16 protein-coding genes are annotated in these 19643 nt (G+C 72.8%); 7 read left to right on the forward strand and 9 right to left on the reverse strand.

The window, feature by feature from the left end; genetic code table 11:
• Positions 1–5 precede the first annotated feature (5 nt).
• Positions 6–1277, reverse strand: a complete 1272-nt coding sequence (locus tag ACZ4K2_RS29550) for an MFS transporter (protein ID WP_467469736.1) — start codon at positions 1275–1277, stop codon at positions 6–8.
• Between the two features lie 208 nt (positions 1278–1485).
• Here ACZ4K2_RS29550 and aroQ point away from each other — a divergent pair, with 208 nt between their 5' ends.
• Positions 1486–1959 (forward strand): type II 3-dehydroquinate dehydratase, encoded by a 474-nt coding sequence (gene aroQ, locus ACZ4K2_RS29555; RefSeq protein WP_467469655.1) that lies wholly within the window; start codon positions 1486–1488, stop codon positions 1957–1959.
• A gap of 12 nt (positions 1960–1971) precedes the next feature.
• On the opposite strand, the gene ACZ4K2_RS29560 is transcribed toward aroQ, so the two are convergent.
• From ACZ4K2_RS29560 to ACZ4K2_RS29580, 5 genes are all read right to left on the reverse strand, one after another.
• Positions 1972–2748: an amino acid ABC transporter ATP-binding protein gene (locus ACZ4K2_RS29560; RefSeq protein ID WP_467469657.1), complete on the reverse strand. Its 777-nt coding sequence runs from the start codon at positions 2746–2748 to the stop codon at positions 1972–1974.
• 17 nt (positions 2749–2765) lie between these two features.
• Positions 2766–3683 carry an amino acid ABC transporter permease gene (locus ACZ4K2_RS29565; protein ID WP_467469659.1) on the reverse strand — a complete coding sequence of 306 codons (918 nt, stop codon included), beginning with the start codon at positions 3681–3683 and terminating at the stop codon, positions 2766–2768.
• Entirely contained in the window at positions 3680–4564 is an 885-nt protein-coding gene (locus tag ACZ4K2_RS29570) for an ABC transporter substrate-binding protein (protein ID WP_467469661.1), read from the reverse strand. The genes ACZ4K2_RS29565 and ACZ4K2_RS29570 overlap by 4 nt, the downstream gene beginning before the upstream one ends.
• A gap of 489 nt (positions 4565–5053) precedes the next feature.
• Positions 5054–5710 carry an MBL fold metallo-hydrolase gene (locus ACZ4K2_RS29575; protein ID WP_467469663.1) on the reverse strand — a complete coding sequence of 219 codons (657 nt, stop codon included), beginning with the start codon at positions 5708–5710 and terminating at the stop codon, positions 5054–5056.
• A gap of 109 nt (positions 5711–5819) precedes the next feature.
• On the reverse strand, positions 5820–6506 hold the full coding sequence (locus ACZ4K2_RS29580; protein WP_467469665.1) for a maleylpyruvate isomerase family mycothiol-dependent enzyme: 687 nt from the start codon (positions 6504–6506) through the stop codon (positions 5820–5822).
• A 223-nt stretch (positions 6507–6729) separates the two neighbouring features.
• On the opposite strand from ACZ4K2_RS29580, the gene uvrA reads away from it, so the two are divergent.
• On the forward strand, positions 6730–9756 hold the full coding sequence (gene uvrA / locus ACZ4K2_RS29585) for an excinuclease ABC subunit UvrA (protein ID WP_467469667.1): 3027 nt from the start codon (positions 6730–6732) through the stop codon (positions 9754–9756).
• Between the two features lie 184 nt (positions 9757–9940).
• Here uvrA and ACZ4K2_RS29590 read toward each other — a convergent pair whose 3' ends face one another.
• Positions 9941–10861 (reverse strand): carbohydrate kinase family protein, encoded by a 921-nt coding sequence (locus ACZ4K2_RS29590; RefSeq protein WP_467469669.1) that lies wholly within the window; start codon positions 10859–10861, stop codon positions 9941–9943.
• A complete protein-coding gene (locus ACZ4K2_RS29595; RefSeq protein ID WP_467469671.1) occupies positions 10858–11985 on the reverse strand; it encodes a LacI family DNA-binding transcriptional regulator in 1128 nt (375 codons plus the stop codon). The genes ACZ4K2_RS29590 and ACZ4K2_RS29595 overlap by 4 nt, the downstream gene beginning before the upstream one ends.
• Before the next feature lie 305 nt (positions 11986–12290).
• Between ACZ4K2_RS29595 and ACZ4K2_RS29600 the strand changes: the two genes are divergently transcribed.
• Positions 12291–12716 (forward strand): Rieske (2Fe-2S) protein, encoded by a 426-nt coding sequence (locus ACZ4K2_RS29600; RefSeq protein WP_467469673.1) that lies wholly within the window; start codon positions 12291–12293, stop codon positions 12714–12716.
• Between the two features lie 63 nt (positions 12717–12779).
• On the opposite strand, the gene ACZ4K2_RS29605 is transcribed toward ACZ4K2_RS29600, so the two are convergent.
• Positions 12780–13727: a hypothetical protein gene (locus tag ACZ4K2_RS29605; RefSeq protein WP_467469674.1), complete on the reverse strand. Its 948-nt coding sequence runs from the start codon at positions 13725–13727 to the stop codon at positions 12780–12782.
• A 645-nt stretch (positions 13728–14372) separates the two neighbouring features.
• On the opposite strand from ACZ4K2_RS29605, the gene uvrC reads away from it, so the two are divergent.
• From uvrC to whiA, 4 genes are read left to right on the forward strand one after another with little or no spacing between them, the layout of a single operon-like run.
• Positions 14373–16550, forward strand: a complete 2178-nt coding sequence (gene uvrC, locus ACZ4K2_RS29610; protein WP_467469676.1) for an excinuclease ABC subunit UvrC — start codon at positions 14373–14375, stop codon at positions 16548–16550.
• Positions 16547–17569 carry an RNase adapter RapZ gene (gene rapZ / locus ACZ4K2_RS29615; RefSeq protein WP_467469678.1) on the forward strand — a complete coding sequence of 341 codons (1023 nt, stop codon included), beginning with the start codon at positions 16547–16549 and terminating at the stop codon, positions 17567–17569. The genes uvrC and rapZ overlap by 4 nt, the downstream gene beginning before the upstream one ends.
• Positions 17566–18633 (forward strand): gluconeogenesis factor YvcK family protein, encoded by a 1068-nt coding sequence (locus ACZ4K2_RS29620; RefSeq protein ID WP_467469680.1) that lies wholly within the window; start codon positions 17566–17568, stop codon positions 18631–18633. The genes rapZ and ACZ4K2_RS29620 overlap by 4 nt, the downstream gene beginning before the upstream one ends.
• Positions 18624–19613, forward strand: a complete 990-nt coding sequence (gene whiA / locus ACZ4K2_RS29625) for a DNA-binding protein WhiA (RefSeq protein WP_453548304.1) — start codon at positions 18624–18626, stop codon at positions 19611–19613. Before ACZ4K2_RS29620 ends, whiA begins: the two co-directional genes overlap by 10 nt.
• The last annotated feature ends 30 nt before the right edge of the window (positions 19614–19643 follow it).

Raw genomic sequence — 19643 nt, forward strand, 5'->3', positions numbered from 1 at the left:
CCGGATCAGCCGGTGACCGGCTCGCCCGCCGGCACCGGCGCCGGCCGCGTCTCCGGCAGCAGCGCGAAGCAGCCCAGGCTGAGCAGCGCCATGCCCGTCAGATAGGCGCCCACACCCCACGGCACCCGCCCGCCGTGTTCCGCGAGCGCCGTGGCGACGATCGGGGTGAGGGCGCCGCCGATCACCCCGCCGAGGTTGTAGCCGACGGCGGCGCCCGTGCAGCGCACCCGGGGCTCGTACAGCTCCGGCAGGTAGGCGGCGATCACCGCGAACATGGTGATGAAGGCGAGCAGGGCGCCCAGGATGGCGAGGAACATCAGCAGCGGTTCACCGGTCGCCAGCAGCGCGACCATCGGCATCATCCACAGGACGCAGGCGGTGCACCCCGTCAGGCACATGGTCCGACGCCCGTACCGGTCACCGCACAGCGCCACGAGGGGCGTCAGCGCGCCCTGCACGAGCACCGCGCCCATGACGCACATCAGCATGACCGTACGGCTCACACCGAGCCGTTCCGTCGCGTACGCCAGCGACCAGGTCGACACCGCGTAGAACACCGCGTAGCCCACCGACAGCGCCCCCGCCGTCAGCAGCACCAGCCGTCCGTGGTGCCGTACGACCTCGACGAACGGCACGCGCGCGTGGTCGTCGATCTCCAGGAACCGGGGGCTCTCCGTGAGCGAGGAGCGCAGCCACAGACCGGCCAGTGCCAGCACGCCGGCGGCCCAGAACGGCACGCGCCAGCCCCAGCGCGCGAACTCCGCCTCGCTCAGTGCCGCCGACAGCGCGAGCACCACCCCGTTGGCCAGGACGAACCCGAAGGCCGGACCCACCTGCGGGAAGCTCGACCACAGGGCGCGCCGGCCGGCGGGCGCGTGCTCGGCGGTCAGCAGCACCGCCCCGCCCCACTCACCACCGAGTCCCAGCCCCTGCAGGAAGCGCAGGACGAGCAGCAGCACGGGCGCCGCCACCCCGATGGAGCCGAAGGACGGCACACAGCCGACCGCCACCGTGGAGGCACCGGTGAGCAGCAGCGAGGCGACGAGCACCGGACGCCGTCCGCGCCGGTCCCCGAGGTGTCCGAACAGCACCGAGCCCAGCGGTCTCGCCACGAAACCCACCCCGAACGTCCCGAACGCCGCCAGTGTCCCCGCGAACGGCGAGAACGTCGGGAAGAACAGCGGCCCCAGGACCAGAGCCGCGGCGGTCCCGTAGACGAAGAAATCGTAGAACTCGATCGCCGTCCCGGCGAGCGACGCGGCGGCGAGCCGCGGCATGGACGGAGAGGTCGCTGCGTGTGCATCGCGCATGTCGCGTCAACTACCCGCAGTGATCAAGGGTTACGGGGGCGTACGGAGGTGATCGCGGGACGGGAGTGCACGCCGTCGCGACGGAGCCCACGGCCCGCCGAGGGCGCGGGCGGGCGTGATAGACCGGGGCGAACAGCGGCCGCGGACGTGCCGCGTCCAACGGACCGGAGGAACCGTGCCCCGCACCCTGGCCAACGCCCCGATCATGATCCTCAACGGGCCCAACCTGAACCTGCTCGGCCAGCGCCAGCCCGAGATCTACGGCCGGGAGACACTGGCCGACGTGGCGGAGCTGTGCGCCGGGGCGGCGGCCGCGCACGGCGGCACCGTGGACTTCCGGCAGTCCAACCACGAGGGCGAACTGGTCGACTGGATCCACGAGGCCCGTCTCGGCCACTGCGGGATCGTCATCAACCCCGGGGCCTACTCGCACACCTCGATCGCCATCCTGGACGCGCTCAACACCTGCGACGGCATGCCCGTGCTGGAGGTGCACATCTCCAACATCCACCGGCGCGAGTCCTTCCGGCACCACTCGTACGTCTCGCTGCGCGCCGACGGCGTGATCGCCGGCTGCGGGGTGCAGGGCTACGCGTTCGCCGTGGAGCGGGTCGCGGCGCTGGCCGGGACGGCGCGGAGCGGGGCGTGAGCCGCGGGGGGACTACAACCGGCCCGCCTCCACGATCCGGCGCAGGAACCGCCGCGTGCGCTCCTCGCGCGGGTCGCCGAAGACCTGCTCGGGGGTGCCGCGCTCCAGAACGACCCCACCGTCCAGGAAGCAGACCTGGTCGGCGACGTCCCGGGCGAAACCCATCTCGTGCGTCGCCAGCACCATGGTCATCCCGTCGTCCTTCAGGCCGCGGACCAGTTCCAGGACCTCGCCCACCAGCTCCGGGTCGAGCGCGGCCGTGATCTCGTCGAGCAGCAACAGCCGGGGCCGTACCGCGAGGGCCCGCACGATCGCCACACGCTGCTGCTGACCGCCGCTGAGCCGGTCCGGGTAGGCGTCCGCCCGGCCGTCCAGCCCGAGGCGCTCCAGCAGCTCCCGGGCGCGTGCCTCGGCGTCCGCGCGGGACAGGCCGTGCACCCGGCGCGGGGCGAGCGTGATGTTGTCGAGCACGGTCAGGTGCGGGAAGAGGTTGTACGCCTGGAAGACGACGCCGATGCGGCGCCGTACCGCGTCCTGGTCCACGCGAGGGTCGGTGATCTCCTCGCCGTCCAGCCAGATCGCCCCGTCGTCGACCTCCTCCAGGAGGTTGGCGCAGCGCAGCAGCGTGGACTTGCCGGAGCCGGAGGCGCCGATCAGGGCGGTGACCGTGTGCGGCGCGACCTCCAGATCGACGTTCCGCAGGACGACCGAGCCGCCGAAGCTCTTCCGGACGGATTCCAGCCGCAGTACGGGCACGTCGTCCCCCGGCGATCCGCAGGACGTGTTCATGGATCCTCCCCGGGCGCTCACAGGGACCCGCCCTGGGCCCGCTGCCGGTCCATCCGGGCCGTCACCCAGTCGGTGAGCCGGGTCATCGGGATGGTCAGCGCCACGAACACCAGCCCCGAGACGATGTACGGCGTGTAGTTCAGACTGCGGCCCACGATGATGTCTGCGGCGCGTACGGCGTCCACCCCACCCCCGATGGACACGAGGCCGGTGTCCTTCTGCAGCGACACCAGGTCGTTGAGCAGGGGCGGCACCTGCCGGCGCACCGCCTGCGGCAGGACGACGTGGCGCAGGGCCTGCCTGTTGGTGAGACCCAGGGAGCGCGCGGCCGCGCGCTGCGAGGGATGGACGGACTCGATGCCGGCCCGGAACACCTCCGCCACGTACGCCGAGTACGTCAGCGTCAGCGCCGCACCGCCGAGCAGCACCGGATCGACCGTCACGCCCTGCAGCCGCAGCGCCGGCACGCCGAGGACGACGATCATCAGGTTGATGATCAGGGGCAGACCGCGGAAGAAGTCGGTGTACGCCGCCGCCAGGGCCCGGAGCGGGAAGAACACCGGCCCGCGCAGTGTCCGCGCGACGGCGACGAGCATGCCGAGGACCAGGACGGCGGCGCCGCAGACCAGCAGCAGCCGGACGTTCAGCCACAGCCCTTCGAGGACCTTCGGCAACGCCTCGCGCGCGTAGTGCGCGTCGAAGAAGGTCTCCCGGGTGCGCGGCCAGCCCGGTGCGCCGACGACGACCAGGCCGAGCACGGCTGCGGTGACGAGGGTCGAGATGGCCGCGACGGCCGTGGCCCGGCGGGTACGCGCGCGTCTGTGGCGCTCGCGCGCCAGACGTCGCTCGGAGGGCACGTAGCCGTCACCGGCGTCGCCGGACACGGCTGCGCCGTCCGCCCCCTCACGGGCCGGCTCGCCCTTGGTGACCGTCACTTGAGCACCGGGGCGTCGACGGCGTCCGAGAGCCACCGCTTCTCGAGCCGGGCCAGCGTGCCGTCCCGGCGCAGGGCGTCGACGGCGCGGCTGACGCACGGGGTCAGCGCGCTGCCCTTGTCCAGCACGAGCCCGAACTGCTCGGGTGCGCCGCCCTGGTTCTCGAACTGGCCGACGATCTCGGCGTTCGTGATCTCGGCCGCGGTGATGTAGAAGGCGGTCGGCAGGTCGGTGACGACGGCGTCAACCTGGCCGTTCCTCAGGGCGGACTTGGCCTGGTCGTTCTTGGCGTAGACGGCGGCCTGCCGCGTCGGCTTCACGACGTCGGTGATGTAGTCGAGGCTCGTGGTGCCGACCTGGGCACCCAGCTTGAGCTTCCTCAGGTCCGCTATGCCCGTCGCCCGGGCGGCCTTGCCGTCCTTGAGCGCGACGACCGCCTGGCGCACGTCGTAGTAGCCGGAGGAGAAGTCCACGGCGTTCCTGCGCTCGGCGCTGATCGACACCTGGTTGATGTCGAGGTCGAAGGTCTTCACCCCCGGCGCGAACGCCTTGTTGAACGGGACGCTCTGCCAGACGACCGCGTTGCCGCCGTAGCCGAGCCGCTTCGCCACGGCGTAGGCGACCGCCGACTCGAAGCCCTTGCCGTTGGCGGGCTCGTCGTCCTCGAACCAGGGGGCGTACGCCGGTTCGTCCGTGGCGATCGTCAGCTTCCCGGACGCCTTCGTGGCGAGCCGGCCCGGGGCGCAGTCCGCCCCGGCCGACCCGGAGGGGGCGGCCGATGCCTTCTCCTCGGGCTGCGGCGCACAGCCGACAGCGGTGGCGAGCAGGGCTACGGTGGCGACGGCGACCGCGCGACGCGGGGCGCGAGGGGCAGGGTGCATGGCGGGAGAGTGGCAGCGAACGCCGAGTCTGTCCATGTCACGCGGGTGGTTGTCCGCATGCTGGGAACGGGTGTTGCGGCGGTGTGAACTCCGCCGTACGCGGCCGGTGCGCGTGTGCCCTGACCCGGGCCGCCGGCCGAGGGCGGGGTTGAGACCGGCGGCCCTGCCGCCCAGGAGCCGTCATTCCTGCGCGGGGCCGCTACCAGTTGACAGCGGACGGGCGTTCCGCGCGAGTGCACACGGGGACTTGATGCGTGCGAAGGATTCACACGGGGCGCGTACGAAGGCACCGCGCGCCGGACGCGTGTGCGAAGTGCGCGCCCGGCGTGGACCCGACGGGCGTGCGTGGGGCGCGCGTACGTCCTGTGCGCCGGAGTGCGAGCCGCCCCGCGCGCGACTGCGGGCGCCGTGTCCCGGCGGCGCGGCGCGCCGCACGGTCCGCGCCGTGTGACCGGAGGGACCCGGACGCGCGCCGGGCCCCGTCCCGGATCACCACCCGCGCGCGTGCCACTCCGGCAGATGCGGCCGTTCCGCGCCCAGCGTCGTGTCGTTGCCGTGCCCGGGATAGACCCACGTCTCGTCCGGCAGCACGGCGAAGATCTTCGTCTCCACGTCGTGGATCAGGCTGGCGAACGCCTTCGGGTCCTTGCGCGTGTTGCCGACCCCGCCCGGGAAGAGGCAGTCGCCGGTGAAGACGTGCGGGTGCCCGTGCGGGTCGTCGTAGACCAGCGCGATCGAACCGGGCGTGTGCCCGACCAGATGGCGCGCGGTGAGCTCCACCCGGCCCACCCTGATCACGTCGCCGTCGTCGACGAGGACGTCGGTGGGCACCGGGATGCCGTCGGCGTCGTCGCGGCCGGCGAACGTGCGCGCGGCCGTGCCCGCGACCACCTCGGCGAGCGCCTGCCAGTGGTCACCGTGCCGGTGCGTGGTGACGACGGACGCGATGCCGTCGTCACCGATCATGCCGAGGAGCGTCTCCGCCTCGCTGGCGGCGTCGATCAGGAGCTGCTCGTCGGTGGCCCGGCAGCGCAGCAGGTAGGCGTTGTTGTCCATCGGGCCGACCGCGATCTTGGTGATCATCAGGTCTTTCAGCTCGTGGACATCCGCCGGTCCGCCGACCTTGACCTCTCCGGAGTACGTCATGGCGGCAGCCTATAGCGGACGAGCCCCCGGTGGACGGCCGCCCGGGCGAGGGCACGGGCGGCCGTCCAGACCGCGTCGGGGCGGGCCGGCCACGGCGCGGGCGGAACGCCTACAGCGGGGGCAGCGCGGGCAGGCTTCCGCCCCGCACCTCCAGCGCCGCCCCGTCACGGCGTCCGGCGAGCCAGCCCACCAGGTCCGCCGGCCGGCCGGTGACGGTGGTGCCGGGGGCGTCGGCCGCGCGCCCGGTGGTCCACGCGCGCGTGCCGTCCGTCACGCGGGTCGCCGGGATATCGGGGTGCCCGGAGAAACGCTGCGTGAGGAACGCCGTCTCCCGTTCCAGGAACTCCGCCGGGAGATCCTCCAGCTCGTACCCGATCCCGAGGTCGACGTGGTGCAGCTCCACCTCCACCCAGCGCCGGAAGGGCACCCGGGACGCGGTGTCCGTGATCCCGTTGCGCAGTTCCACCGTGCGCGTCCAGTCCGCGGGACCGTCCCCGGCGGCCCGGAAGCGGGCCGCGCTCTCCCGCACGTCGGCGAGCTGGGCCTCCAGGGTGCGCGGGGCATCGCGCTCGATGTCGGCGTCCCGCGCCTCGGCGCTCTCGTACATGGGCCGGCCCTCCAGGACGTTCACCAGCGCGTCGGCGTTCCGGGCGAGGTGGGCGAGGACGTGCCCGCGGCTCCAGCCCGGGAGCCGTGACGGCTCGGCGAGCGAGGCGTTGTCCAGTCCGGAGACCGCGGTGAGGAGCCGATCCGTCGCGTCACGTACACAGACCAGGTCATGAGCGTGATCAATCATGGCGCCGACCCTAGTCGGGCCACACCTTCGGGTGAAGGTGGCCGACCTCGCCCGCGAATCGAATGCACGTGCTATATCGTCGACGGCGGCGTCGGGCATGCTGGAGAGCCTGGGGTTGTTATGCAACCGGGAAATCCGACCGGCGTTGTCAGTGGCTCCCCCTAGTCTGGAGAAGACGGGGGCCCCGCCCCTGTCACTTCTCTCAAGAAAGGTGCGGACCGGCGTGGCCGACCGTCTCATCGTCCGTGGCGCGCGCGAGCACAACCTGAAGAATGTCTCGCTCGACCTGCCTCGTGACTCGCTCATCGTCTTCACGGGCCTGTCCGGGTCGGGCAAGTCCTCCCTGGCCTTCGACACGATCTTCGCGGAGGGCCAGCGCCGCTACGTGGAGTCGCTCTCCTCGTACGCCCGGCAGTTCCTCGGCCAGATGGACAAGCCCGACGTCGACTTCATCGAGGGCCTCTCCCCGGCGGTCTCCATCGACCAGAAGTCGACCTCGCGCAACCCACGCTCGACGGTCGGCACGATCACCGAGGTCTACGACTACCTGCGGCTGCTCTTCGCGCGCATCGGCAAGCCGCACTGCCCCGAGTGCGGCCGTCCGATCTCGCGCCAGTCGCCGCAGGCCATCGTGGACAAGGTCCTGGAGCTGCCCGAGGGCAGCCGCTTCCAGGTGCTGTCCCCGCTGGTGCGCGAGCGCAAGGGGGAGTTCGTCGACCTCTTCGCCGACCTGCAGACCAAGGGCTACTCCCGCGCGCGCGTGGACGGGCAGACCGTCCAGCTGTCCGAGCCGCCGGTCCTGAAGAAGCAGGAGAAGCACACCATCGAGGTGGTCGTGGACCGCCTCACGGTGAAGGACTCCGCCAAGCGCCGCCTCACCGACTCCGTCGAGACGGCCCTCGGCCTCTCCGGCGGCATGGTCGTGCTCGACTTCGTGGACCTGCCCGAGGACGACCCCGAGCGCGAGCGCATGTTCTCGGAGCACCTCTACTGCCCGTACGACGACCTGTCCTTCGAGGAGCTGGAGCCCCGCTCCTTCTCCTTCAACTCGCCCTTCGGCGCCTGCCCCGAGTGCACCGGCATCGGCACCCGCATGGAGGTCGACCCGGAGCTGATCGTCCCCGACCCGGACAAGTCCCTGGACGAGGGTGCCATCCACCCCTGGTCGCACGGCCACACCAAGGACTACTTCGGCCGCCTCATCGGCGCCCTCGCGGACGCGCTCGGCTTCCGCGCCGACATCCCCTTCGCAGGCCTGCCGCAGCGCGCCAGGAAGGCGCTGCTCCACGGTCACAAGACGCAGATCGAGGTCCGCTACCGCAACCGGTACGGCCGCGAGCGCGTGTACACCACGCCCTTCGAAGGCGCGGTGCCGTTCGTCAAGCGCCGGCACAGCGAGGCCGAGAGCGACGCCAGCCGTGAGCGCTTCGAGGGCTACATGCGCGAGGTGCCCTGTCCGTCCTGTCAGGGCACCCGGCTGAAGCCGATCGTCCTCGCGGTCACGATCATGGAGAAGTCGATCGCCGAGGTCTCCGCGATGTCGATCAGCGACTGCGCGGACTTCCTGGGCGAGCTGAGGCTCAACGCCCGCGACAAGAAGATCGCCGAGCGGGTCCTGAAGGAGGTCAACGAGCGGCTGCGCTTCCTGGTCGACGTGGGCCTCGACTACCTCTCGCTGAACCGCGCGGCCGGCACCCTCTCCGGCGGTGAGGCCCAGCGCATCCGGCTGGCCACCCAGATCGGCTCCGGTCTCGTCGGCGTCCTGTACGTCCTGGACGAGCCGTCCATCGGTCTGCACCAGCGGGACAACCACCGGCTGATCGAGACCCTGGTCCGCCTGCGCGACATGGGCAACACGCTCATCGTCGTGGAGCACGACGAGGACACCATCAAGGTCGCCGACTGGATCGTGGACATCGGCCCCGGCGCGGGCGAGCACGGCGGCAAGGTGGTGCACAGCGGCTCCCTGAAGGAGCTGCTCGACAACACGGAGTCGCAGACCGGCGCGTACCTCTCGGGCCGCAAGGCGATCCCGCTGCCGGAGGTGCGGCGCCCCCGCGACCTGTCCCGTCAGCTCACCGTGCACGGCGCCCGTGAGAACAACCTCCAGGACATCGACGTGTCCTTCCCCCTGGGCGTGTTCACGGCGGTCACCGGCGTCTCCGGCTCCGGCAAGTCGACCCTGGTCAACGACATCCTGTACACGCACCTGGCCCGTGAGCTGAACGGCGCCCGGAACGTCCCCGGCAGGCACACCCGCGTCGACGGAGACGACCTGGTCGACAAGGTCGTGCACGTCGACCAGTCGCCGATCGGCCGCACCCCGCGGTCCAACCCGGCGACGTACACCGGTGTCTTCGACCACATCCGCAAGCTGTTCGCCGAGACGACCGAGGCGAAGGTGCGGGGTTACCTGCCCGGCCGCTTCTCCTTCAACGTCAAGGGCGGTCGCTGCGAGAACTGCGCGGGCGACGGCACCATCAAGATCGAGATGAACTTCCTCCCGGACGTCTACGTCCCGTGCGAGGTCTGCCACGGCGCCCGGTACAACCGGGAGACCCTGGAGGTCCACTACAAGGGCAAGTCCATCGCCGAGGTGCTGAACATGCCGATCGAGGAGGCCATGCACTTCTTCGAGGCGGTCCCGGCGATCTCCCGTCACCTCAGGACGCTGAACGACGTCGGTCTCGGCTACGTCCGCCTCGGCCAGTCCGCCACCACCCTCTCCGGCGGTGAGGCGCAGCGCGTCAAGCTCGCCAGCGAACTGCAGAAGCGGTCCACCGGACGTACGGTCTACGTCCTGGACGAGCCGACCACCGGTCTGCACTTCGAGGACATCAGCAAGCTCCTCAAGGTGCTCGGCGGACTCGTCGACAAGGGCAACACGGTCATCGTCATCGAGCACAACCTCGACGTGATCAAGACCGCCGACTGGCTCGTGGACATGGGCCCGGAGGGCGGCGCCGGCGGTGGCCTGGTGGTCGCCGAGGGCACGCCGGAGGAGGTCGCCGGTGTTCCGGAGAGCCACACCGGCAAGTTCCTCAGGGAGATCCTCGGCGCCGACCGCATCAGCGACGCCGAGCCGGTGAGGGCGCGGCGCGGCGGTACGACCCGGAAGACGGCCGCGGCCAAGTCCCCGGCGAAGAAGGCGGTGACGGTCAGGGCCGACGGCACCGCTGCCAAGAAGGCCGACACGGCCACGAAGAAGGCGGCACCCGCGAAGAAGGCCACGCGGGCCCGCAAGGCCTGAGTCGGACCCGCCCGAAAAACGGCTGACATTCCGTCAAAAAAGCGGCGCCCCGCGGGAACCTCCCGCGGGGCGCCGCTCGTTCTCATGTCAGTCCACCCGGTCCGGCGGTGCCCCAGGTCCCCGCACACCGCAGGCTCGGCCGCACCTTGTCAACAGCACAGGGAAGTCAACCGCGACAGGCCGCTCACGGCCCTGCCGGCTCACCCAGCTCCGCCGCGTACGGCGGTTCGGCCCCCGCCCGTGAGCAGGTGATCGCCGCCGCCCGTGCCGCGAAGCGCAGCAGCCGTGTCCAGCCCTCCGTCCCGAGGGCGGCGAGTGCCTCCGGCGACAGCGCGTCCCGCACGGCCAGCCCGTGCAGCAGTGCCGCGTTCACCGTGTCACCGGCGCCGATCGTGTCCACGACGTCGACCTCCTCACCCGGCACGGAACACTCCCCGCCGTCCCGGGTGAACACGGTCAGCCCGTCGCCGCCGTGCGTGACCACCACGGCGGCCGGGCCCGCGGCCAGCCATTCGCGCGGGGTGCCGCCGAGCCATGCCGCGTCCTCCGCGGACAGCTTCAGCAGCGTGACCGAGGGCAGCCAGCTCCGGAAGCGCTCGCGGTAGGCCGCCGCGTCCGGGATCAACCCCGCCCGGACGTTGGGATCGAGCGCGGTGAACAGCCCCTGTCCGGCGGCGGTGCGCATCAGCCGCTCGTAGGCGCTCGCCCCCGGCTCCAGGACGAGCGAGCAGGTGCCGAAGGACACCGCGCGCGTACCGGCGGGAAGTGCGGCGGGGGCGGTGAACAGGCGGTCGGCGGTCCCGTCGACGTAGAAGGAGTACGCGGCCGACCCCGCGGCGTCGACCGTGGCCACGGCGAGGGTCGTCGGCTCCGGTCCCCGCTGCACCCCGGACACGTCGACCCCGGCCCGCCGCAGCCCGTCGAGCAGCGCCTCGCCGAAGGCGTCGTCCGACGTCCGGGAGCAGAAGGCCGTGGGGGAGCCCAGCCGGCCGAGGGCCACGGCGGTGTTGTAGGGGCCGCCGCCGAGCGCGGGCTTCAGTTCCGCGAGGGCACCGGGGCCCTGCGGTACCAGGTCGATCAGTGCCTCACCGGCGACGATGATCACGAGGTGGTTCCCTTCTCGGGCAGCGTGGACGGTGCGGCGGGACCGGCCGTTCCGGCGTGGTCCGGATCTTCCGGGCAGCCGCAGGACGTGCGGTGCACGAAGGCGCACGGCAGCCGGACCGTCCGGGCGGGGCGGTCCGGCTCGGCCAGCCGGTCCAGGAGGAGCCGGACGGCACGGGTGCCCAGCTCGCGGCCGGGCCGGGCGATCGCGGTCAGCCGCGGGGAGAACAGGTCGGCCCAGGCGAAGTCGTCGAAGCAGCACAAGGCGACGTCGTCCGGCACGGACCGGCCGTGCCGGCGCAGCGCGCGCAGAGCGCCGATGGTCATCGCGTTGTCGGCGGTGACCAGTGCCGTCGGCGGATCGGAGCGGCCGAGCAGGGCGGTCGTGGCCCGCTCTGCGCCGTCCGGCTCGGAGTTGCCCGGCACCAGCAGGCGGGCGTCGAACTCCAGGCCGGCGGCGGCGAGGCCCTCCCGGTAACCGGCGACGCGCTCCCGGGTGGTGCTGAGTCCGGGCAGGCCGGCGATCAGGGCGATCCGGCGGTGCCCCAGCTCGGCGAGGTGGGTGACCAGCAGGGCGGTGGGAGCGGCGCTCTCGGCACAGACCTGGTCGCAGAACGCCGCATCCGGAGAGGCGGCGGCCTCCGCGCCGCCTCGCGGAGCGCCATCGGCCCCGAGGGCGTCGACGACGCGGTCCAGGAAGACCGTCGGTACCGCGTGGCGGCGCAGATAGCCGACGAGTTCGCGCGGGTCGGGGGAGGGGGCGACGATCACGCCGTCGACCCTGCGTTCGTGCAGGAGCCGCACCACCGTGCGCTCGTGCCGCGGGTCGTCGTGCGGATCGGCGATGAGCAGGCCGTAGCCGGCTGCCAGGGCGGCGGACTCGACGCCTTGCAGGATCTCCGTGAAGTACGGGTTGCCGATGGCCGACACCGCGAGGCCGATGGAGCGGGTGCGCGAGGTCACCAGGGAACGGGCCAGGGTGTTGGGGGTGTACCCGAGGGCGTCGACGGCGTCGAGAACGGCCTGCCGGGTGTGGGGGAGCACGGGGCGGGTGCCGTTGAGGACGTGGGACACGGTCGCCACGGAGACCCCGGCGCTGCGGGCGACATCCGCCATGGTGGCCATCGCGCTTCCGTCCCTTCCGCGAGCAGGCGTCCGTCCCCCGGGCGAGAGGGACGCTACCGCAGCGCGCCCGTCGCGTAAACGTTTGCGCAAGCGCTTGCGCCGACACCGCTCGGCCGCACCCATGGCGCACCGGTCGTCCGGTGCGCGGGCCCCCGGGTACGCCGTCCCCGCCCGGGTGCTCCGTCCCTGCCCGGTGCGGTCGCTGCGGTCCGCTCCCGTCCGGGTGCGTTCCGGCCCCGCGCGGGGACCGCGTCCGATGTCCCGGTATCGTCGCTCCGCACACCCCTTGAACAGTGGAGTCCGAGATGCCCACCCGCCCCTCCGCGAGCCGCCGTACCGTCCTTCGAGGGGCCGCCGCCGTCCCGGTCGCCGGGCTCGGCCTGGCCGCGTGCTCGGGCCCGGGCGGCAGCGGTCCGGCCGCCGCGCCGACCGCGCCCGTCGACCTGGGCGCGGAGAGCGAGGTCGCCAAGGGCGCGGCGAAGCTCTACCGGGACCAGAACGTGGTGGTCAGCCGGGGCGAGGACGGCACGCTGAAGGCGTACAGCACGGTCTGCACGCACGCGGGGTGCCCGATCGGTCAGCTCCAGGACACCACCCTGATCTGCTCCTGCCACGGCAGCCGGTTCGACGCCCTGACGGGCAAGGTGGTCCAGACACCGGCCACCGTGCCCCTGACCGAGCTGTCGGTGAAGACGGCGAACGGCAGGATCATCGCCGGTCCGGCCGACTGACCGCGGCACCCCCGCCAGGCCACCCCCGCGCGGCGGCCCGCCGGCCCGTCGGCCGGCTGCCGCTCAGCCCCAGTCCCAGGCGATTCCCACGATGCCCGGCCGGATCCGCGGCTCGACCAGGTGAGCGCAGTGGTGCGGGCCGGACACGGGCAGTTCCCGCCGGCCGCTGCGCGGGGCCGCCGCCGAGTGCTGGGCGAAGCGGTGACAGCGCACCGGCAGCGCGGCCGGGTCGAAACGCACCTGGAGCGCGTACTGGCCGCCGGGGAAGCCGAACCGGCGCAGTTGCTCGCGGGTCGCCCCCGCGGTGCCGTCCTCGACGCCGTACCGGAAGAGGAAGGTGTCGCCGGAGCGCAGCCGGGTGCCGAAGAGCAGCTCGGCCACCAGGACGCCGGTGTCCCGGTCCCAGCGCAGGCGGCCGGTGCGGCAGTTCTCCAGCGCGTGCACGGTGATGTCCCGCGGGTCGCAGCCCGGATCGCCGTGGTGGACGGCGACGAAGCGGTCGACGCCGTCGCGGTGGGCCCGCACGATGTGGTGGGCCTCGCGGCTCGCCAGCTCGCGCCGGGCGCCGATCCGGACGCATTCGTGCTGGCCGAGGGTGTGCAGTCCGCCGTCCAGGTACCAGCCGAGGTCGGCGGTGAGCCGGTCCAGGACGTCCGAGGCCTCCAGCAGGGAACGGTAGGAGTGTCCCCCCGGGCGGTCGCCCGCCGCCGGCTCACCGGTCGCGGCGAGCAGGCGGATCAGTGACTCGTCCGGCAACCGGAGGATCTCCTCCAGGGCCCGTACGGCGCGCAGCGACTCCGGGCGCTGCGGGCGCCGGGCGCCCTGCTGCCAGTAACTGAGACTGGTGACGCCCACCTTGACCCCGTGGCGCGACAGGTGGTGCTGCACGCGCTGGAGCGGCAGTCCCCGTGCGGCGATCGCGGCGCGCAGGGCCACGTGGAAGGGGCCGCCCCGCAGGACCGTGTCCAGTTCCGCGGTGGGGACGTCCGCGTGCTCTGTGGCATGCCGCATACCGAGGAGCCTTTCTGTGAGGTGTCGCCACGGCCGGCCGAACCGCCTGGGCGAGTGTGCGGAGCCACCCCCGTGGGCGCCGTGCCGGCCATGGCCGGGCACGCCGCGCCCGCACGCCTGTGTGCACGGCCCCGAGTTCCCCCGCATTGAAGCGTGTTGACCAGACCCCGACAACACCTACGGCCCGTCCGTTCCGGACGACTGGCCGGACCTCGCCGCCCGGCGGAGCACCGCCAGGGCCGTGGCGGGCCGGCACGGACGGCTCACCGCGGCGCGCCGGGAGGCGGCGGAGGCGGGCCCGCGCCCCCGGCGGCCTCGCTGCCCCGGGACCGGCGGGATGGCGGCCGTCACGCGGGCGGGACCCCGCCCAGCCCCGCCCCCGGCCCCCCCGTGCCCCGCCCCTGGCCCCGGCCGGTTCACCGGCCGTCTCCCCAGCCCTCGGACGCCGACGGCAGGCCCCGTCGGCTGAGCACAGGCCGCGAACGGCAGGCGATCCCGGGCGGGACGGCCGTCGGACCGTGTGAGCACATACGCGCGCCCGCCCCGGCCGGGAGCGGTCGCCGAGCCGGGGGCCGCCCTGGTGCGGGAGCGGCCGTCGTCCACGGGCCCGACACGGTGTCGGCACTCGCCAGTAGGGTGTGAGACATGGCCGACCCCTCCAGCTACCGCCCCAGGCCGGGTGAGATCCCGGACTCCCCCGGGGTGTACAGGTTCCGCGACGAGCACCGCCGGGTGATCTACGTCGGAAAGGCGAAGAGCCTGCGCCAGCGACTGGCGAACTACTTCCAGGATCTGGCGAACCTGCACCCGCGCACCCGGACGATGGTGACGACCGCCGCGTCCGTGGAGTGGACGGTGGTGTCCACCGAGGTCGAGGCGCTCCAGCTGGAGTACTCCTGGATCAAGGAGTACGACCCCCGGTTCAACGTCAAGTACCGCGACGACAAGAGCTACCCCTACCTCGCGGTCACGATGAACGAGCAGTTTCCGCGCGTGCAGGTGATGCGCGGTCACAAGAAGAAGGGCGTCCGCTACTTCGGGCCCTACGGGCACGCGTGGGCCATCCGGGACACCGTCGACCTGCTGCTGCGCGTGTTCCCGGTGCGCACCTGCTCGGCCGGCGTCTTCAAGAACGCCGCCCGCACCGGCCGGCCGTGCCTCCTCGGCTACATCGGCAAGTGCTCCGCGCCCTGCGTCGGCCGGATCACCCCCGAGGACCACTACGACCTGGCCGACGAGTTCTGCGACTTCATGGCGGGCCGTACCGGCACCTACCTGCGCCGGCTGGAGAGGCAGATGGCGGAGGCGGCCGAGGAGATGGAGTACGAGCGGGCCGCCCGCCTGCGCGACGACATCGGCGCCCTGAAGAAGGCCATGGAGAAGAACGCCGTCGTCCTCGCCGACGCGACCGACGCCGACCTCATCGCCGTCGCCGAGGACGAGCTGGAGGCGGCCGTGCAGATCTTCCACGTGCGCGGCGGCCGGGTCCGCGGCCAGCGCGGCTGGGTGACCGACAAGGTCGAGGAGATCACCACCGGCGCCCTGGTGGAGCACGCCCTGCAGCAGCTGTACGGCGAGGAGAGCGGGGACGCGGTCCCCAAGGAGGTGCTGGTCCCGGCCCTCCCCGAGCCGGTCGGGCCGGTCCAGGAGTGGCTGACCGGCCGCCGCGGGTCGAACGTGTCGCTGCGCATCCCCCAGCGCGGCGACAAGAAGGCGCTCATGGAGACCGTGGAGCGCAACGCCCAGCAGGCCCTGGCGCTGCACAAGACCAAGCGCGCCTCCGACCTGACCACGCGCTCGCGCGCGCTGGAGGAGATCGCCGAGGCGCTCGACCTGGACAGCGCCCCGCTGCGCATCGAGTGCTACGACATCTCGCACCTCCAGGGCGACGACGTGGTGGCGTCCATGGTCGTCTTCGAGGACGGCCTGCAGCGCAAGAACGAGTACCGCCGCTTCCAGATCAAGGGCTTCGCAGGCCAGGATGACGTCCGCTCCATGCACGAGGTGATCACCCGCCGCTTCAGGCGGTACCTGGCGGAGAAGGAGCGGACGGGGGAGTGGGCCGACGAGCCGGACACGGAGGGCTCGAACGCCGAGGGCTTGAACACCGAGGGCTCGGACGCCGGGGCCACGTCCGCCGACGGCGACGGCGCGCTCACCGGGCCGGACGCGCTCACCGGGCCGGACGTGATCACCGGGCCGGACGTGATCACCAACTCCCTCAAGGACGACGACGGCCGTCCCCGGAAGTTCGCGTACCCGCCGCAGCTGGTGGTGGTCGACGGCGGGCAGCCGCAGGTCGCCGCGGCCCGGCGCGCCCTGGACGAACTGGGCATCGACGACATCGCCGTCTGCGGCCTCGCCAAGCGCCTGGAGGAGGTCTGGGTGCCCGGCGAGGACGACCCGGTGGTCCTGCCGCGCACCAGCGAGGGCCTCTACCTGCTCCAGCGCGTCCGGGACGAGGCCCACCGCTTCGCGATCACCTACCAGCGCACCAGACGGGCCAAGCGCTTCCGGGCGGGCCCGCTGGACGACGTCCCCGGCCTCGGCGAGACCCGCAAACAGGCGCTCATCAAGCACTTCGGCTCGGTGAAGAAGCTGCGGTCCGCCACGATCGAGCAGATCCAGGAGGTGCCCGGGATAGGCCGCAAGACGGCCGAGACCATCGCCGTGGCACTCGCCCAGGCGGCCCCGGCCGCCCCGGCCGTGAACACGGCCACCGGAGAGATCATGGAGGACGAGGAACCCGGCACGACGGACGGTTCCTCGGGGGAGCCCGTGACCGCGGGCGTCCCGGACGACCGACGGGGGCAGGAGACATGACGGAGCACGAAGAACACCGCACGGCACAGCGAGATCAGGCACACGGCGGCACGGGCGGTGACGTCGTCCGGCAGGACACCGGCGCCGGCCGGGACCCGGGCCAGGACAACGGAGCACAGGTGAGTACGGGTAGCGAGACAGCCGGGGTCCCCGAGACGGCCATCCCCGAGCTGGTGATCATCTCCGGCATGTCCGGAGCCGGCCGGTCCACGGCCGCCAAGTGTCTGGAGGACCTCGGCTGGTTCGTCGTGGACAACCTGCCGCCCGCCCTCATCCCCACCATGGTGGAGCTGGGCGCCCGCTCGCAGGGCAACGTGGCGCGGATCGCGGTCGTCGTGGACGTGCGCGGCCGGCGCTTCTTCGACAATCTGCGCGAATCCCTCGCCGACCTGGACACCCGGGGCGTCACCCGGCGGATCGTCTTTCTGGAGTCCTCCGACGAGGCCCTGGTGCGCCGCTTCGAGTCGGTCCGCCGCCCGCACCCGCTCCAGGGGGACGGCCGGATCGTCGACGGCATCGCCGCCGAGCGCGAACTGCTGCGCGAACTGCGCGGCGACGCCGACCTGGTGATCGACACCTCCAGCCTCAACGTGCACGAGCTGCGCGCCAAGATGGACGCCCAGTTCGCCGGGGAGGAGGAGCCCGAGCTGCGGGCCACCGTGATGTCCTTCGGCTTCAAGTACGGGCTGCCGGTCGACGCCGACCTCGTCGCGGACATGCGGTTCCTGCCCAACCCGCACTGGGTCCCGGAGCTGCGCCCGTACACCGGCCTGAACGAGGAGGTCGCCGGCTACGTCTTCAACCAGCCCGGCGCGAAGGAGTTCCTCGACCGGTACGCGGAACTGCTCCGGCTCATCGCGGCCGGCTACCGGCGCGAGGGCAAGCGGTACGTGACCATCGCCATCGGCTGTACCGGCGGCAAGCACCGCTCGGTGGCGATGTCGGAGAAGCTCGCCGCGCGTCTCGCGGCCGAGGGCGTGGAGACGGTGGTCGTACACCGGGACATGGGACGGGAATGACGGAACGTACACCACGGCTGGGCCGACTGCGCCGGATGGTGCCCGAGGCGCGCTCCGGACGCCCGGCCGAGGCCCGCGGGGGCCGGCCCCGGCGGCGCGGCGCCCAGCCCAAGGTGGTCGCGCTCGGCGGCGGCATGGGCCTGTCCGCGTCGCTGGCCGCGCTGCGCCGGATCACCGGCGACCTCACCGCCGTCGTCACCGTCGCCGACGACGGCGGCTCCAGCGGCCGGCTCCGCGACGAGCTGGGCGTGCTGCCGCCCGGCGACCTGCGCAAGGCGCTGGCCGCGCTGTGCGGTGACGACGACTGGGGCCAGACCTGGGCCCGGGTGATCCAGCACCGCTTCCAGTCCCACGGCGATCTGCACGAGCACGCCGTCGGCAACCTGCTGATCGTCGCCCTGTGGGAGCAGCTCGGCGACCATGTCCAGGCCCTGGACCTGGTCGGCAAGCTGCTCGGCGCGCACGGCCGCGTGCTGCCCATGTCGGCCGTGCCCCTGGAGTTGCAGGCACTGGTCAAGGGGCACGACCCGGAGCGCCCGGACGACGTGGACACGGTGCGCGGGCAGGCGACCGTCGCCCTGACGCCCGGCGAGGTCCAGTCGGTGCACCTCGTGCCCAACGACCCGCCGGCCGTGCCCGAGGCCGTCGCGGCGGTCCTGGACGCGGACTGGGTGGTGCTCGGCCCCGGCTCCTGGTTCTCCTCCGTCATCCCGCATCTGCTCGTCCCCGAGCTGCTCGACGCCCTGACGGACACCAAGGCGCGCCGGGTGCTCTCCCTGAACCTCGCGCCGCAGCCGGGAGAAACCGAGGGCTTCTCCCCGCAGCGTCATTTGGAGGTTTTGGGGCGACACGCCCCTAAACTCGCCCTGGACGTGGTGCTGGCCGACGAGGCCGCCGTGCCCGACCGCGACTCGCTCACCGAGGCCGCCGAGCGGCTGGGAGCGGCGGTCGAGCTGGCGCCCGTGGCCCGGACCGACGGATCACCCCGGCACGATCCGGAACTGTTGGCCGCCGCGTACGACCGTATTTTTCGGATGCATGGAAGGATCGGCCCATGGCGATGACGGCAGCGGTGAAGGACGAGATCTCCCGGCTCCCCGTCACCCGGACCTGCTGCAGGAAGGCGGAGGTCTCGGCCGTCCTGCGGTTCGCCGGCGGCCTCCACCTGGTGAGCGGGCGCATCGTGATCGAGGCGGAGCTGGACACCGCGATGGCCGCCCGCCGGCTCAAGCGGGACATCCTGGAGATCTTCGGTCACAGTTCCGAGCTGATCGTGATGGCGCCGGGCGGACTGCGCCGCGGCTCGCGGTACGTCGTACGGGTCGTCGCGGGCGGTGACCAGCTGGCCCGGCAGACGGGCCTCGTGGACGGCCGGGGCCGCCCGATCCGCGGCCTGCCCCCGCAGGTGGTGTCCGGGGCCACCTGCGACGCGGAGGCGGCCTGGCGCGGGGCCTTCCTGGCCCACGGCTCGCTGACCGAGCCCGGCCGCTCCTCCTCCCTGGAGGTGACCTGCCCGGGCCCGGAGGCGGCGCTCGCGCTGGTCGGCGCCGCCCGCAGACTGTCGATCGCCGCGAAGGCCCGCGAGGTGCGCGGAGTGGACCGGGTGGTCGTGCGCGACGGAGACGCGATCGGCGCCCTGCTCACCCGGCTGGGCGCGCACGAGTCCGTGCTGGCCTGGGAAGAGCGCCGGATGCGCCGCGAGGTGCGGGCCACCGCCAACCGCCTCGCCAACTTCGACGACGCCAACCTGCGCCGCTCGGCCCGCGCCGCCGTGGCGGCCGGCGCCCGTGTCCAGCGCGCCCTGGAGATCCTCGGCGACGAGGTCCCCGAGCACCTCGCCGCCGCCGGCCGGCTGCGCATGGAGCACAAGCAGGCGTCGCTGGAGGAGCTGGGCGCGCTCGCCGACCCGCCGCTCACCAAGGACGCGGTCGCGGGGCGGATCCGGCGCCTGCTGGCGATGGCCGACAAGCGGGCCTCCGACCTGGGCATTCCCGGCACCGAGGCGAACCTCTCCGAGGAGCTGGCGGACAACCTGGCCGGCTGACCCGGAGCCGTGCCGACGCGCCGGTGCCGG

Source organism: Streptomyces sp. NPDC025833, assembly GCF_055558055.1.

What these genes read in the sequence shown, in the direction of transcription:
- ACZ4K2_RS29550 (WP_467469736.1), bottom strand. Translation starts at nt 1,277, where the DNA reads ATGCCGCGGCTCGCCGCCGCGTCGCTCGCCGGGACGGCGATCGAGTTC.
- ACZ4K2_RS29600 (WP_467469673.1), top strand. Translation starts at nt 12,291, where the DNA reads ATGCCCACCCGCCCCTCCGCGAGCCGCCGTACCGTCCTTCGAGGGGCC.
- whiA (WP_453548304.1), top strand. Translation starts at nt 18,624, where the DNA reads ATGGCGATGACGGCAGCGGTGAAGGACGAGATCTCCCGGCTCCCCGTC.
- ACZ4K2_RS29605 (WP_467469674.1), bottom strand. Translation starts at nt 13,727, where the DNA reads ATGCGGCATGCCACAGAGCACGCGGACGTCCCCACCGCGGAACTGGAC.
- ACZ4K2_RS29575 (WP_467469663.1), bottom strand. Translation starts at nt 5,710, where the DNA reads ATGACGTACTCCGGAGAGGTCAAGGTCGGCGGACCGGCGGATGTCCAC.
- ACZ4K2_RS29595 (WP_467469671.1), bottom strand. Translation starts at nt 11,985, where the DNA reads ATGGCCACCATGGCGGATGTCGCCCGCAGCGCCGGGGTCTCCGTGGCG.
- rapZ (WP_467469678.1), top strand. Translation starts at nt 16,547, where the DNA reads ATGACGGAGCACGAAGAACACCGCACGGCACAGCGAGATCAGGCACAC.
- ACZ4K2_RS29620 (WP_467469680.1), top strand. Translation starts at nt 17,566, where the DNA reads ATGACGGAACGTACACCACGGCTGGGCCGACTGCGCCGGATGGTGCCC.
- ACZ4K2_RS29570 (WP_467469661.1), bottom strand. Translation starts at nt 4,564, where the DNA reads ATGCACCCTGCCCCTCGCGCCCCGCGTCGCGCGGTCGCCGTCGCCACC.
- uvrC (WP_467469676.1), top strand. Translation starts at nt 14,373, where the DNA reads ATGGCCGACCCCTCCAGCTACCGCCCCAGGCCGGGTGAGATCCCGGAC.
- ACZ4K2_RS29560 (WP_467469657.1), bottom strand. Translation starts at nt 2,748, where the DNA reads ATGAACACGTCCTGCGGATCGCCGGGGGACGACGTGCCCGTACTGCGG.
- ACZ4K2_RS29580 (WP_467469665.1), bottom strand. Translation starts at nt 6,506, where the DNA reads ATGATTGATCACGCTCATGACCTGGTCTGTGTACGTGACGCGACGGAT.